Below are 14,123 nucleotides of genomic sequence, written 5' to 3' on the forward strand. Positions count from 1 at the left end.
ATTGCGGGTCATGGATAGCGTCTTTGTGTAAAGCGTATAATCCCTGAGCCTGCACTGTTAGCCAATAAAAAAGGCCGCTTGCGCGGCCTTTTCTTTTACTGCATTCATTGCGCTTAGCGCCGCTTAATCAGCATAAACAGACTGATCGCGAAGAACGCAAAGCTCGGCAGAATCGCCCCCAGAATCGGCGGTAAGCCGTAAACCAGACTCAGCGGACCGAAAATCTGGTCCAGCACGTAGAACAGGAAGCCGAAGCTGATACCGGTTACGACACGTACACCCATCGACACGCTACGCAGCGGACCGAAGATAAACGACAGCGCCATCAGCATCATCACCGCTACCGACAGCGGCTGGAAAATTTTGCTCCACATATTCAGCTGATAACGTCCCGCTTCCTGACCGCTCTGCTTCAGATACTTGCTGTAGCTATGCAGACCGCGAATCGACAACGCGTCGGGATCCAGCGCCACCACACCCAGCTTGTCCGGCGTCAGATTGGTTTTCCATTCACCATTCAGACTCTGTGAACCGGTAATCTGCTTCGGATCGGTCAGGTTTGACTCATCGACCTGAGACAGCATCCAGCGCTTCTTAGCCGCATCCCAGATCGCCGTCGCCGCGTAACGCACGCTCTGCAGACGACGCTGATCGTTAAAGTTATAGATGCTTACACCATCAATTTCATTGTCGCCTTTGATGCGCTCAATATAGATGAAGTTATTGCCATCTTTCGCCCACAGACCATTCTGCGTCGAGACCAGTGCGCCTCCATAAAGCTGCTGCGCCCGGTAGTTACGCGCCATCTGCTCGCCCGATGGCGCAACAAACTCACCAATCGCCATGGTCAGCAGCACCAGCGGAATTGCCGTTTTCATCACGGACAGCGCCACCTGCATGCGGGTAAAGCCCGCCGCCTGCATCACCACCAGCTCACTGCGCTGCGCCAGCGCGCCCAGTCCCAGCAGCGCACCCAGCAGGGCCGCCATCGGGAAGAAAATCTCAATATCTTTCGGCACGCTCAGCAGGGTGTAGTAACCGGCGCTCAGCGCGTTGTAGCTGCCCTGACCGGTCTTGCGCAGCTGATCGACGAACTTGATAATGCCGGAAAGCGACACCAGCATGAACAGCGTCAGCATGATGGTATTGAAGATAGTTTTACCGATATAGCGGTCAAGTACGCGAAACATCAGACCGACCCTCCGCGGGTAAAGCGGGCGCGAATCCGACGCATCGGCACCGTATCCCACAGGTTAAGGAGCACCGCCAGCAACAGATAGCTGATATTCACCACCCACATCCAGAGCGCCGGATCAAGCCGCCCTTTCGCCCCGCTCGACTTCAGCGAGCTCTGCAACAGGAAGAAGATCAGATAGAGCAGCATGGCGGGCAGCATCGACAGCACGCGACCCTGACGCGGGTTCACCACGCTGAGCGGCACCACCATCAGCGCCATTACCAGCACCGCGAACACCAGCGTCAGACGCCAGTGCAGCTCGGCCTGAAAATCCGGTGTCTTATTCGCGAACAGGTCGGTCATGCTGGCCTGCTCTGCATCGTTAGGATCGAGCGTTGCCGCTTTATATCCCACGGTGGCCTGATAGTTGGTGAAGTCGGTGATACGGAAATCACGCAGCAGTGCGGTGCCCTCAAAGCGGGTACCTTTGTCCAGCGTTACCACCTGCGAGCCATCTTTGTGCTGCTCCATGTGACCGCTGTCAGCCAGCACCACCGAAGGACGCGCGTTACCTTTTGGCCGTAACTGCGCCAGGAACACGTTACCAAAGTTGTTGCCCTTCACATCCTCGACAAACAGCACGGCGCTGCCGTCGCTGGAGGTCTGGAACTGCCCGGCAGCCATCGCTGCCGCACCTGGGTTTGCTTTGGCGTTCTGCGTCACCTCATCCTGATAACGGGATGACCACGGCCCCAGCCAGATGACGTTCACCGCAGCCACTATCGAGGTAAACAGCATCAGTACCATCGCCGCTTTCACCAGGACGGCCTTACTCAGGCCGCAGGCGTGCATCACGGTAATTTCACTTTCCGTGTAGAGACGCCCCAGCGTCATCAGGATCGCCAGAAACAGACTTAAGGGCAGTATAAGTTGTGCCATTTGAGGCACACCGAGTCCTAACAAGGTCAGAACGAGGTTTGTCGGCACTTCGCCATCCACCGCGGCTCCCAGGATCCTGACTAACTTCTGGCAAAAGAAGATGAGTAGCAGGATAAACAGGATAGCCAGCTGGCTTTTGAGCGTTTCCCGAACCAGATATCTAATGATGATCACGCTTAGTACGCCTGTGAAAACTTGTCTTTTTGCAGGAAAATCGCTAGTTTCAACGCTTATCAGCCATTTTTCTTCATCAATGGCCGTCGCCGTAGCTAAATTTGTATGAAAAACGCGTCCGGGTGGTGAAAAAACAACATCTTGTCACCCTGATTCATTATGACCTCCAGCGGCAGAATGTCATGCTGCGACGATGAATAAATGGGTCATGAGCGCGCTACATTCTAGCGGCAGCAGCGGCCGTTGTCTTTAAGATTCAGGAGAGTGCATGGAGTTCAGTGTAAAAAGCGGAAGCCCGGAAAAACAGCGCAGTGCCTGCATTGTCGTTGGCGTTTTCGAACCGCGTCGTCTGTCACCGATTGCCGAGCAGCTGGATAAAATCAGCGACGGCTACATCAGCGCCCTGCTGCGCCGTGGCGAGCTGGAAGGAAAAGTGGGCCAGACACTGCTGCTGCATCATGTGCCAAATATCCTGTCCGAGCGTATTCTGCTGATTGGCTGCGGTAAAGAGCGTGAGCTGGATGAACGCCAGTACAAGCAGGTCATTCAGAAAACCATCAACACGCTGAACGACACCGGCTCCATGGAAGCGGTCTGCTTCCTGACCGAACTGCATGTCAAAGGCCGCAATACCTACTGGAAAGTGCGTCAGGCCGTGGAGACCTCAAAAGAGGCGCTCTACAACTTTGATCAGCTGAAAAGCAACAAAGCAGAGCCGCGTCGTCCGCTGCGCAAACTGGTGTTTAACGTGCCGACCCGCCGTGAACTGACCAGCGGCGAACGCGCTATTCAGCATGGATTAGCGGTTGCTGCAGGCATGAAAGCCGCTAAAGATCTCGGCAATATGCCGCCAAACATCTGTAACGCTGCCTATCTGGCGTCGCAGGCGCGCCAGCTGGCCGACGCCTTCAGCAAAAATGTCACCACCCGCGTGATCGGCGAACAGCAGATGAAAGAGCTGGGCATGAACGCCTATCTCGCTGTCGGGGCCGGTTCGCAGAACGAATCGCTGATGTCGGTGATTGAATACAAAGGCAATCCGGATGCTGAAGCGCGCCCGATTGTGCTGGTGGGTAAAGGGCTGACCTTTGACTCCGGCGGCATCTCTATCAAGCCTGCCGACAGCATGGACGAAATGAAATATGACATGTGCGGCGCGGCCGCCGTCTATGGCGTGATGCGGATGGTGGCCGAGCTGAATCTGCCGCTGAACGTAGTGGGCGTGCTGGCGGGCTGTGAAAACATGCCGGATGGCCGCTCAATGCGTCCGGGCGACGTGCTGACCACCATGTCTGGCCAGACGGTTGAAGTGCTGAACACCGACGCCGAAGGCCGTCTGGTGCTGTGCGATGTGCTGACCTACGTGGAACGTTTCGACCCGGAAGTCGTCATTGACGTGGCAACGCTGACCGGAGCCTGCGTGATTGCGCTGGGACATCACATCAGCGGTTTGCTGTCGAATCACAACCCGCTGGCGCATGAGCTGATCAGCGCCTCGGAGCAGTCAGGCGACCGCGCCTGGCGTCTGCCGATGGCGGATGAGTTCCAGGAGCAGCTGGAGTCCAACTTTGCCGATATGGGCAACATCGGTGGCCGTCCTGGCGGCGCGATTACCGCTGCCTGCTTCCTGGCACGCTTTGCCCGCAAATATAACTGGGCGCACCTGGATATCGCCGGTACCGCCTGGCGTTCCGGCAAGGCCAAAGGCGCGACCGGACGTCCGGTGCCGATGCTGTCGCAGTTTCTGTTGAATCGGGCAGGATTGAACGGCGACGACTAAGCGCCCTCTTTTCTGACAGCAGGGGCGGATCTGATTCCGCCCTTGATCTTCTGATGAGCTAACCGATGAAAAACGCAACCTTCTACGTGCTGGAAACCGATGCCCCGAGCGATGGCCTGAGCGCCGTTGAAGCGCTGGTGTGCAATCTGGCGGAAACACGCTGGCGGGCCGGAAAGCGGGTGTTGATCGCCTGCGAAGATGAACAGCAGGCCATTCGTCTTGACGAAGCGCTGTGGCAACGACCGGCAAACGCCTTCGTGCCGCACAACCTGGCGGGTGAAGGCCCGCGCTACGGTGCGCCGGTCGAGCTGGCCTGGCCACAGCGTCGCGGCAGTTCACAGCGCGACCTGCTGATTAGCCTGCTGCCCCACTTCGCAGATTTTGCTACTGCTTTCCATGAAGTGATAGACTTCGTTCCTTACGAGGACGCTCTCAAACAACTGGCGCGCGACCGCTACAAAGCGTATCGCAGCGTTGGATTCCAATTGAATACGGCAGCGCCACCACAGCCGCAAACGACATAGCAGAAATGGAAAAGACATATAACCCGCAAGATATCGAGCAGCCGCTTTACGAGCATTGGGAAAAGCAGGGCTACTTCAAACCGAATGGCGATACCAGCCAGGAAAGCTTTTGCATCATGATCCCGCCGCCGAACGTCACCGGTAGCTTGCACATGGGTCACGCCTTCCAGCAAACCATCATGGACACCATGATCCGTTACCAGCGCATGCAGGGGAAAAATACCCTGTGGCAGGCCGGTACTGACCACGCGGGCATCGCCACGCAGATGGTGGTTGAGCGCAAAATTGCGGCTGAAGAGGGTAAAACGCGCCAGGACTATGGCCGCGATGCGTTTATCGAGAAAATCTGGCAGTGGAAAGCAGAATCCGGCGGCACTATTACCCGTCAGATGCGCCGCCTGGGTAACTCTGTCGACTGGGAGCGCGAGCGCTTCACCATGGACGATGGCCTTTCCAACGCCGTGAAAGAGGTGTTTGTTCGCCTCTATAAAGAGAACCTGATCTACCGTGGCAAACGCCTGGTGAACTGGGATCCTAAGCTGCGCACTGCGATCTCCGATCTGGAAGTGGAAAACCGCGAGAGCAAAGGCTCCATGTGGCATATCCGCTATCCACTGGCTGATGGCGCAAAAACCGCCGACGGTAAAGATTACCTGGTCGTTGCCACCACCCGTCCGGAAACCCTGCTGGGCGATACCGGCGTGGCGGTCAACCCGGAAGATCCACGTTACAAAGATCTGATTGGCAAATTTGTGATGCTGCCGCTGGTTGGCCGTCTGATTCCCATCGTTGGCGACGAACACGCCGACATGGAAAAAGGCACCGGCTGCGTCAAGATCACCCCGGCGCATGACTTCAACGACTACGAAGTCGGTCGTCGTCATAAGCTGCCAATGATCAACATCCTGACCTTCGACGGTGATATCCGCGACCGTGCTCAGGTGTATGACACCAACGGCGAAGCCAGCGATGCCTGTTCCGATGAGATCCCGGCGGCTTTCCAGAACATGGAACGCTTCGCCGCGCGTAAAGCCATTGTTGCCGCTGTCGATGAACTCGGCCTGCTTGAAGAGATCAAACCTCACGACCTGACCGTGCCTTACGGCGACCGTGGTGGCGTGGTGATCGAGCCGATGCTGACCGACCAGTGGTATGTGCGTACCGCGCCGCTGGCGAAAGTGGCGGTTGAAGCCGTTGAGAATGGCGACATCCAGTTCGTGCCGAAGCAGTACGAAAACATGTACTTCTCCTGGATGCGCGATATTCAGGACTGGTGTATTTCCCGTCAGCTCTGGTGGGGTCATCGCATCCCGGCGTGGTATGACGACAACGGTAACGTCTACGTCGGCCGCACCGAAGACGAAGTGCGCGCCGAGAATAACCTGGCCGCCGACGTCGCGCTGCGTCAGGATGATGACGTGCTGGATACCTGGTTCTCCTCAGGTCTGTGGACCTTCTCCACCCTGGGCTGGCCGGAAAACACCGAAGCGCTGCGTACTTTCCATCCGACCAGCGTGCTGGTCAGCGGCTTCGACATCATCTTCTTCTGGATTGCCCGCATGATCATGCTGACCATGCACTTCATCAAAGATGAAAACGGCAAACCGCAGGTGCCGTTCAAAACCGTCTATATGACCGGTCTGATCCGTGATGAAGAAGGTCAGAAGATGTCGAAATCCAAGGGTAACGTGATTGATCCGCTGGATATGGTCGACGGCATTTCGCTGGAAGCGCTGCTGGAAAAACGCACCGGCAATATGATGCAGCCACAGCTGGCTGAGAAGATTCGCAAACGTACCGAGAAGCAGTTCCCTGACGGCATCGAGCCATCAGGCACCGATGCACTGCGCTTTACCCTGGCGGCGCTGGCCTCTACCGGTCGCGACATCAACTGGGATATGAAGCGCCTGGAAGGCTATCGCAACTTCTGTAACAAGCTGTGGAACGCCAGCCGCTTTGTGCTGATGAACACCGAAGAGCAGGATTGCGGACAGAATGGCGGCGAAATGACGCTGTCGCTGGCGGATCGCTGGATCCTGACCGAGTTCAACAACACGGTGAAAGCGTACCGTGAAGCCCTGGATAGCTATCGTTTCGACATCGCGGCTAACCTGCTGTATGACTTCACCTGGAACCAGTTCTGCGACTGGTATCTGGAGCTGACCAAGCCGGTCATGAACAGCGGCAGTGAAGCTGAACTGCGTGGCACCCGTCATACGCTGGTTCACGTGCTGGAAGCGCTGCTGCGTCTGGCACACCCGATTATCCCATTTATCACTGAAACCATCTGGCAGCGCGTGAAGGGGCTGAAAAATATCAGCGACGACACCATCATGCTGCAGCCTTTCCCGCAGTACGATGCGGCGAAAGAAGATGCCGAAGCGAAAGCGGACATCGAGTGGATGAAACAGGCGATCGTGGCGGTGCGTAATATCCGTGCCGAAATGAACATCGCACTGAGCAAGCCGCTGGATGTGCTGCTGCGTGACTGCTCGCCTGCGGCACTGCGTCGCGTTGAAGCTAACCGCAACTTCCTGTCGCGCCTGGCGCGTCTGGAAAGCCTGACCATTCTGCCTGCGGGCGAGAAAGGTCCGGTGTCGGTGACCAAACTGGTTGAAGGCGCAGAGCTGCTGATCCCGATGGCGGATCTGGTGGATAAAACCGCCGAGCTGGAGCGTCTGGCGAAAGAGCTGGTTAAGCTGGATGTGGAAATCGAAAAGATCGAGACCAAGCTGGCGAACGAAGGCTTTGTTTCGCGTGCCCCGGAAGCGGTGGTGGCGAAAGAGCGTGAACGCGTGGCAGACCTGCAACAATCAAAAGCAAAACTGATTGAACAGCAGGCGGTCATTGCGGCATTGTAAGCGTCGTAGCTGACAGCTTATTCATAAAGCCGGGCTTGCCCGGCTTTTTTATTGACCTCGTACAAATCCGGAAGAGATGATGACGACCAGTACCATCCCGCATTTTGACCTCCAGGTGCGGCCAATTACGGCCGCCGATAATCCGCATATCGCCCAGGTGATCCGTGATGTTTCCGCCGAGTTCGGCCTGACGGCTGACAAGGGCTACACCGTTTCCGATCCGCAGCTCGACCAGCTGTTTGAGCTCTACAGTGCCGAACAGAGCGCCTACTGGATTGTTGAGTATCAGGGCAAGGTGGTCGGCGGTGGCGGTGTTGCGCCGCTCGCCTGCAGCGCGCCCGATATCTGCGAACTGCAAAAGATGTACTTTCTGCCAGAGGTGCGCGGTCGGGGTCTGGCGCGCGAACTGGCATTGCGGGCGATGGAGCATGCGCGCAACCACGGCTTCCGGCGCTGCTATCTGGAAACCACCGCCAGCCTGACGCGGGCGATTAAACTGTATGAGTCGCTGGGCTTTGAGCACATCGACAGTGCAATGGGCTGCACCGGCCATGTCGACTGCGAAGTACGGATGCTGAAGACCTTATAAACCGCGCTCCACGTAACGCATATCGTTGATGGACTCGATTTTGAACTGCCCGTTATCGGTGTAGCGCAGCAGCGTCACGCTGGCATTCTTAAGCTGCTCCCGTAATGAAGTATCGCCCAGCGCCTGCAGCAGAGTGGTGATAGCCATACCGTGGCTGACCACCAGCACATTGCCTCCGCCCTGCTGCTGCGCCTGCTTCGCGATTGTGGTGATACTCTTCATCATGCGCTTAGCTACCTGCTGATAGGTTTCGGCCTGGCCGGAGGATTTAATACCTGCCAGCGATGGCGTGCCTGCGGCTTCCGCCTCATGAATCGCGTCGATCATCCCATCCATATGAATTTTACCGGCGCTAAACGCTTCCAGAAGTGCGGTATCAGAAGCATAGCCCGCCTGATGCGCGGCAGCGTTAATCAGATTTTTATTCAGATCGCCTTCATAAAGGCCAAATCCCACCTCGCGCAGCCCTTTCAGCTCTTTCAGCACAGGCGGGTGTTTCCAGTTCTTCATTACCAGCTGCGCGGTTTCTCTCGCCCGTCCCGAATCGCTGGACCAGGCCGCGACGAAGGGTAACGGCTGCAATCCCCTTCCCAGTTGCTCTGCAACAGCTGCACCGGAAGCCGTCAGCGGCGTATCGGCCCATCCCTGCGCGCGATGTACCGTATTAAACATGGTCTTTCCATGCCGGGTAACATAGAGCATCACATCTGCGGCCCAGGCGGAGCCGGCAGTGCTGACGGAGATGACAGCTATTAACATGAGCGTTTTAAATTTTATCTTCATTTTTATTCTCCGGATCAAAAAAGATTGAATTTATATTGAACAACCACTTCAGCGGACAAACTGCGGGAACGCTGAGTTTTCCCCTGATTATTCAGATGCGGGGTCTCTTTACTGTTTTTATATGACCAGCCATAACCGGTCAGCGTGAATAGCGTCAGATTTTTGAAGGTGGGATGTTGATTACTGAATTGATTAATTAATGAAACCTCGCCGGTTCGCACAAGATTATTACGATAATGGAACTGGCCATAATTAAGCTGTATTCCAGTACTGATCCCCTTTGTAATTTCATACTGACTCAGAGAAACCAGTGCCAGCTCTCTATCGCGCATATAGTCTTTGCCCGCCGAAGTTAGTGACGTGAAACGTCCCCGGGTATTTTTAGTCAGGGGCCGGGCATAATATCCCACCGCCCTCTCCTTTGGAGCCGATGTCCAGCCAGCAGCCAGTCTCTGCGTCCAGGCGCCATGCTTCCAGGTCGTTTCCCCGACATAGTGCCACGCCTGTTTATCAAAGGTTCTCTTGCTGGCGGGCATCCTTCTATATTTCTCCAGCGCCTGGCTGCCATAGATTTGCGCGCCTAGTGACCAGTATGGCGAGAGGGTGTAGCCCGCCTCAATCACATGGCGGCGCTGATAGCGCTCAGCCTCGCCGAATGCGTAGGCAACCGCGTGACGTTCATCTTTGTAGCGCAGCGCAGCGGTGTAAATGGCGTCAATTTTTTGTCTGGCCTGGGTTTGCAACGCCAGCGTTTTTCCTGAATCATGCCGTATGGTTTTGTTAACGAAAGCAAGATCCAGCCGGGCATTCTGCCACGTCAGTGCTCCGCTATAGCCAGCATAGCTGTTGCGCGACAGGCGATCCGTGGTCGTCAGCACGCCGATATTTTTCAGTTCCTGCCAGCCTGCCTTTCCATCGAACCGTAGCCTGCGATTGCCGAGCTTTAGCTTAAGATAGCGCTGACTGAACTTGCTAAAGCCGTGGGCATCCCGCTTCTCCATGTTACCACCGCTGTCATAGAGCAGACCGCGCGTGGAGAAGTAGTCGCTTGACCCCAGGCGTACGGCGCGGGTATAAGTCGTATCAAATCCAAGCAGGTCCCACTGATAACCGGAACGAAAATCGACTGTCGCGGCCTGGCCCCAGGCATTGTGAACCGCGGTGGGCTGTGCTTCGTCCTCCTTGAGATACTTCCAATGGTTGCGCAGTTTGAAATCGAGCGCCGCGTCACCCCATAATTTATTCTGCGCGGAGGGGGCGTGAATGTCAGACGCCTTAACACTCCCCCCCAAAAAAAGCAGCAATAGTGAAAAAAATAAATGAAAATAGTATTTTTCTTTCATTTTTAAATCCTTCCCCTGGCGATAGTAAAAATCCGTCACGCCATGACAATAAGGGTGACCCGGTTCCGTTAACCCATAAAAAAACCCGACTCGCTGCCCTCTGTTAAAAAGGGTAGCGAGTCGGGTTTTGCTTAAAAAAATAACAATCCCGCACTGACTCCGGGACTATATTTATTTAACTTCAGAAAGTCAGCGTAAAAAAACCGTTATGTGATAGGTGGCACAAAATATCTTTGTACGTCAGTGTTACTTAAATTAAAGCGTTACACAGCACATTATATGAGACCACGCTGCACGGAAGAGAAATAAACGCGGTCAGGCATCCGGAAAAAGAGACACCCTGGCCAGGGCGTCCTCAGGGGTTTACCACGCAGGTACGCCGCTGTGAAAACGCAACTCCGTGTCCGGCTCGCTAATCAGCTTTGCTTCGACCCGGCCAATCGCCTGCACCCGCGGCGCAATATCCTTACCGGCAATCTGCGCCGCCAGCGTTAAATAGTCCTGATAATGCCGCGCCTCTGAGCGCAGCAGCGAAATATAGAACTTCGCCAGTTCATCATCAAGATACGGCGCCAGACTGGCGAAACGCTCGCAGGATCGCGCCTCAATGTAAGCACCACAAATCAGCTTATCCACCAGCGTCTCCGGCTCATGGGTGGTCACTTCGCGCAACAGCGATTTAGCATAGCGGCTGGAGGTGATCTTCTGATAGACCAGCCCGCGCGACTGCATAATTTCCCAGACCTGATAGAAGTGATGCAGCTCCTCTTTAATCAGTAGCACCATCTTCTCCACCAGCTCATCCGCCCACGGCAGCGCATTGCGCACAATGATGCGTTTCGTCAGGTTCTTATGGGCGTTGATAAAGTCGCTGTCGCCATCTTCCCGGAAGATAAAATCTTCATAGGGTTTCAGCCACGCCAGAATAGCGTCGCCGCTGGGTTTGTCGGCCACATATTTGCGGATCAGCCACACCGCAGTCTGGGCGGCTTTCAGCTCACACACCAGATGGTCGGTTAACAGCAGGGTCAGGTTTTCCGGCTTGCGCGCCTCATCAATCCAGGCCTGTGGCGTGCGGCAGTGCAGAAACTGATAGATCGGTTCGAGTAAGGGTGCGTAATTCATGATGTCAGAAAAGGGGTGGCAGAAGTGACAGGCGGAGAACTCTCCGCCCCGGCTACTTAGTGGCGAATACCATCATCATCTTCATCTTCGATGGCGTCGTCATCTTCGTCTTCATCTTCAGCATCAGGGTCTTCAAAATAGGTGCCCCAGCCGTCGTAGTCGACGTTGTACTTACCAATCAGGTTCACCAGCTGCTCAACCTGCACATCGATCAGTTCAGGCTTCAGCGCAGATTCGCTGATGATGTCGACGCACATCACGGTGGTACCATCTTCCAGCTCCAGCTCTTCCGGCTCGGTCACTTCATAACCCAGCTTGAACGCATCAACGGCCGCTTTTTCCAGCGAATCAAAATTATTGCATGAGAGATGATGCTCGATGGTATAGAGCGCATCAGGATCGCTGCCATCCTCCAGCAGCTCTTCGATAATCTGCCGCGTCTCTTCCTGCTGCTCTTCCAGTAATGCTTCATATGCCATGACAATGTCCTCTCTGAGTTCGGCAATAATCAATTATTTTCCCACACTGCCTGTCGCGCCACTACACAAAACGAAAAGTTTATTAGCTCCAGACTTGAAAATGAATATTCATACGGTTAAATTGAATTTTAATTCATTTTAATGATTACCGGAGTGTTGTATGAGCCAACTGTATCAACGCCATTTCCTCAGGCTTCTGGATTTTACTCCCGCCGAAATTGATCACCTGCTTTCCCTGTCCGCTGAGTTGAAACAGGCGAAAAAAAGCGCCAGAGAAATGCAGTATCTGAAAGGCAAAAACATCGCGCTCATCTTCGAAAAAGACTCGACCCGTACCCGATGCTCTTTCGAAGTTGCCGCTTACGATCAGGGTGCAAACGTGACTTATCTTGGCCCGAGTGGCAGTCAGATCGGCCATAAAGAGTCAATGCGCGACACCGCGCGGGTGCTGGGCCGCATGTACGATGGCATTCAGTATCGCGGTTACGGTCAGGAGCTGGTGGAGACGCTGGCAGAACACGCCGGTGTGCCGGTGTGGAACGGTCTGACCACCGAGTTTCACCCAACCCAGCTGCTGGCTGACCTGCTGACCATGCAGGAGCATCTGCCAGGCAAAAAACTCAGCGAAATGACACTGGTTTATGTGGGCGATGCGCGCAACAACATGGGTAACACCATGCTGGAAGCCGCCGCACAGGTCGGTCTGGATCTGCGTCTGGTGGCACCGAAGAGCTGCTGGCCAGAGGACGAACTGGTGGCGCAGTGCCGTGAAGCCGCACAGCAGACCGGTGGGAAAATTATCCTCACCGACAATATTGCCGACGGTGTGAAAGGCGCTGACTTTATCTACACCGATGTCTGGGTGTCGATGGGCGAAGCCAAAGCGGTGTGGGCCGAGCGTATTGCGCTGCTGCGTGACTATCAGGTTAACCGGGCGATGCTCGATCTGACCGGCAACCCGCAGGTTAAATTCCTGCACTGTCTGCCCGCCTTCCACGACGATCAGACCACGCTGGGCCAGCAGATGGCGGAACAGTACGATCTGCCCAACGGCATGGAAGTGAGCAACGAGGTGTTCGAATCACCACACAGCATTGTGTTCGACCAGGCTGAGAACCGGATGCACACGATTAAAGCGGTAATGGTGGCCACGCTGGGCCAGCGCTGACCGATCCGCTCCAGAGGCGCAAACGTTTTCCTCTTGCTGCCCCACCGCGAACGGGTATAATGCGGCCCAATTTGCCGGAGGAAATATGCGACAGCACAGCGGACAATTTGACGCTCAATCACGCCTGACCGCAGGCGGTGCTGCTGTTTCTTTCGGTCATCGACCCGATCTTAAAAAAGCCCCTTAAGCAGGGGCTTTTTTTTGTCCGCAATCCGGCCGCGCAGAGGAGAGAGCTATGCCTAACCCGCTATATCGCAAGCACATTATTTCAATCAACGACCTCAGTCGTGAAGAGCTGGAACTGGCACTGGACACCGCCGCAAAGTTGAAAGCTCATCCGCAGCCGGAACTGCTGAAGCACAAGGTGATCGCCAGCTGCTTCTTTGAGGCCTCAACCCGTACCCGCCTGTCGTTTGAAACTGCGATCCATCGCCTGGGCGCGTCCGCAGTGGGCTTTGCGGACGGCAGTAATACGTCGCTGGGCAAGAAAGGCGAAACCCTGGCCGACACCATTTCCGTCATCGGCACCTACGTTGATGCGATCGTGATGCGTCATCCGCAGGAGGGCGCGGCGCGGCTGGCGACCGAGTTCTCCGGCGGCATCCCGATTCTCAACGCCGGTGACGGCGCAAACCAGCATCCGACCCAGACGCTGCTCGATCTCTTCACCATTCAGGAGACGCAGAGCCGTCTTAATCAGCTGAATGTGGCGATGGTCGGCGACCTGAAATATGGCCGTACCGTCCACTCCCTGACGCAGGCACTGGCAAAGTTTGACGGCAACCGCTTCTTCTTCATCGCGCCCGATGCGCTGGCGATGCCAGCCTATATCACCGATATGCTGGATGAGAAGAACATCGCCTGGTCACGGCATGACAGCTTTGAAGAGGTGATGCCGCAGCTTGATATCCTTTACATGACGCGGGTGCAGAAAGAGCGGCTCGATCCCTCTGAATATGCCAACGTCAAAGCGCAGTTCATTCTGCGCGCCGCCGACCTCAGTACGGCACGCGACAATATGAAGGTGCTGCACCCGCTGCCGCGCATCGATGAAATCACCACCGATGTCGATAAAACCCCGTATGCCTGGTATTTCCAGCAGGCGGGTAACGGCATCTATGCGCGCCAGGCTCTGCTGGCACTGGTTTTAAACAGCGAACTCGCCCTGTAAGGAGACCCCC

The 14,123-nt window shown here is 55.5% G+C and carries 12 protein-coding genes; 6 read left to right on the top strand and 6 right to left on the bottom strand.

Annotated elements, in window-relative coordinates; genetic code table 11:
- Positions 1-113: 113 nt before the first annotated feature.
- Both lptG and lptF read right to left on the bottom strand, forming a co-directional pair.
- Positions 114-1,190 (bottom strand): LPS export ABC transporter permease LptG, encoded by a 1,077-nt coding sequence (gene lptG, locus N1689_RS12075; RefSeq protein ID WP_260059011.1) that lies wholly within the window; start codon positions 1,188-1,190, stop codon positions 114-116.
- Complete coding sequence (lptF, locus tag N1689_RS12080; protein ID WP_161731904.1) at positions 1,190-2,290, bottom strand: LPS export ABC transporter permease LptF; 1,101 nt, start codon at positions 2,288-2,290, stop codon at positions 1,190-1,192. Before lptF ends, lptG begins: the two co-directional genes overlap by 1 nt.
- Positions 2,291-2,558: 268 nt before the next feature.
- Here lptF and pepA point away from each other — a divergent pair, with 268 nt between their 5' ends.
- The 4 genes from pepA (at position 2,559) to N1689_RS12100 (ending at position 8,044) form a co-directional block, all read left to right on the top strand.
- A complete protein-coding gene (gene pepA, locus N1689_RS12085; protein WP_260059012.1) occupies positions 2,559-4,070 on the top strand; it encodes a leucyl aminopeptidase in 1,512 nt (503 codons plus the stop codon).
- A gap of 65 nt (positions 4,071-4,135) precedes the next feature.
- Positions 4,136-4,594: a DNA polymerase III subunit chi gene (locus tag N1689_RS12090; protein WP_090963995.1), complete on the top strand. Its 459-nt coding sequence runs from the start codon at positions 4,136-4,138 to the stop codon at positions 4,592-4,594.
- A 5-nt stretch (positions 4,595-4,599) separates the two neighbouring features.
- Positions 4,600-7,455 carry a valine--tRNA ligase gene (locus N1689_RS12095; protein ID WP_161731898.1) on the top strand — a complete coding sequence of 952 codons (2,856 nt, stop codon included), beginning with the start codon at positions 4,600-4,602 and terminating at the stop codon, positions 7,453-7,455.
- A 79-nt stretch (positions 7,456-7,534) separates the two neighbouring features.
- On the top strand, positions 7,535-8,044 hold the full coding sequence (locus N1689_RS12100) for a GNAT family N-acetyltransferase (RefSeq protein ID WP_374206938.1): 510 nt from the start codon (positions 7,535-7,537) through the stop codon (positions 8,042-8,044).
- Here the strand turns inward: N1689_RS12100 and N1689_RS12105 are convergent.
- The 4 genes from N1689_RS12105 to rraB form a co-directional block, all read right to left on the bottom strand.
- Positions 8,039-8,827: a histidine phosphatase family protein gene (locus N1689_RS12105; RefSeq protein ID WP_260059013.1), complete on the bottom strand. Its 789-nt coding sequence runs from the start codon at positions 8,825-8,827 to the stop codon at positions 8,039-8,041. The genes N1689_RS12100 and N1689_RS12105 overlap by 6 nt on opposite strands.
- A gap of 14 nt (positions 8,828-8,841) precedes the next feature.
- Positions 8,842-10,170 carry an OprD family porin gene (locus N1689_RS12110; RefSeq protein WP_260059014.1) on the bottom strand — a complete coding sequence of 443 codons (1,329 nt, stop codon included), beginning with the start codon at positions 10,168-10,170 and terminating at the stop codon, positions 8,842-8,844.
- 363 nt (positions 10,171-10,533) lie between these two features.
- Positions 10,534-11,295, bottom strand: a complete 762-nt coding sequence (locus tag N1689_RS12115) for a tRNA isopentenyl-2-thiomethyl-A-37 hydroxylase MiaE (protein WP_161731892.1) — start codon at positions 11,293-11,295, stop codon at positions 10,534-10,536.
- Positions 11,296-11,351: 56 nt separating this feature from the next.
- A complete protein-coding gene (gene rraB / locus N1689_RS12120) occupies positions 11,352-11,774 on the bottom strand; it encodes a ribonuclease E inhibitor RraB (RefSeq protein ID WP_013359940.1) in 423 nt (140 codons plus the stop codon).
- Between the two features lie 160 nt (positions 11,775-11,934).
- Between rraB and argF the strand changes: the two genes are divergently transcribed.
- Together argF and pyrB are read left to right on the top strand one after the other, a co-directional pair.
- On the top strand, positions 11,935-12,942 hold the full coding sequence (argF, locus tag N1689_RS12125; RefSeq protein WP_260059015.1) for an ornithine carbamoyltransferase: 1,008 nt from the start codon (positions 11,935-11,937) through the stop codon (positions 12,940-12,942).
- 235 nt (positions 12,943-13,177) lie between these two features.
- Positions 13,178-14,113 (top strand): aspartate carbamoyltransferase, encoded by a 936-nt coding sequence (pyrB, locus tag N1689_RS12130; RefSeq protein ID WP_061061474.1) that lies wholly within the window; start codon positions 13,178-13,180, stop codon positions 14,111-14,113.
- The last annotated feature ends 10 nt before the right edge of the window (positions 14,114-14,123 follow it).

The sequence above is a fragment of the Pantoea sp. XY16 genome, assembly GCF_025153065.1.
GTDB lineage: Bacteria > Pseudomonadota > Gammaproteobacteria > Enterobacterales > Enterobacteriaceae > Pantoea > Pantoea alfalfae.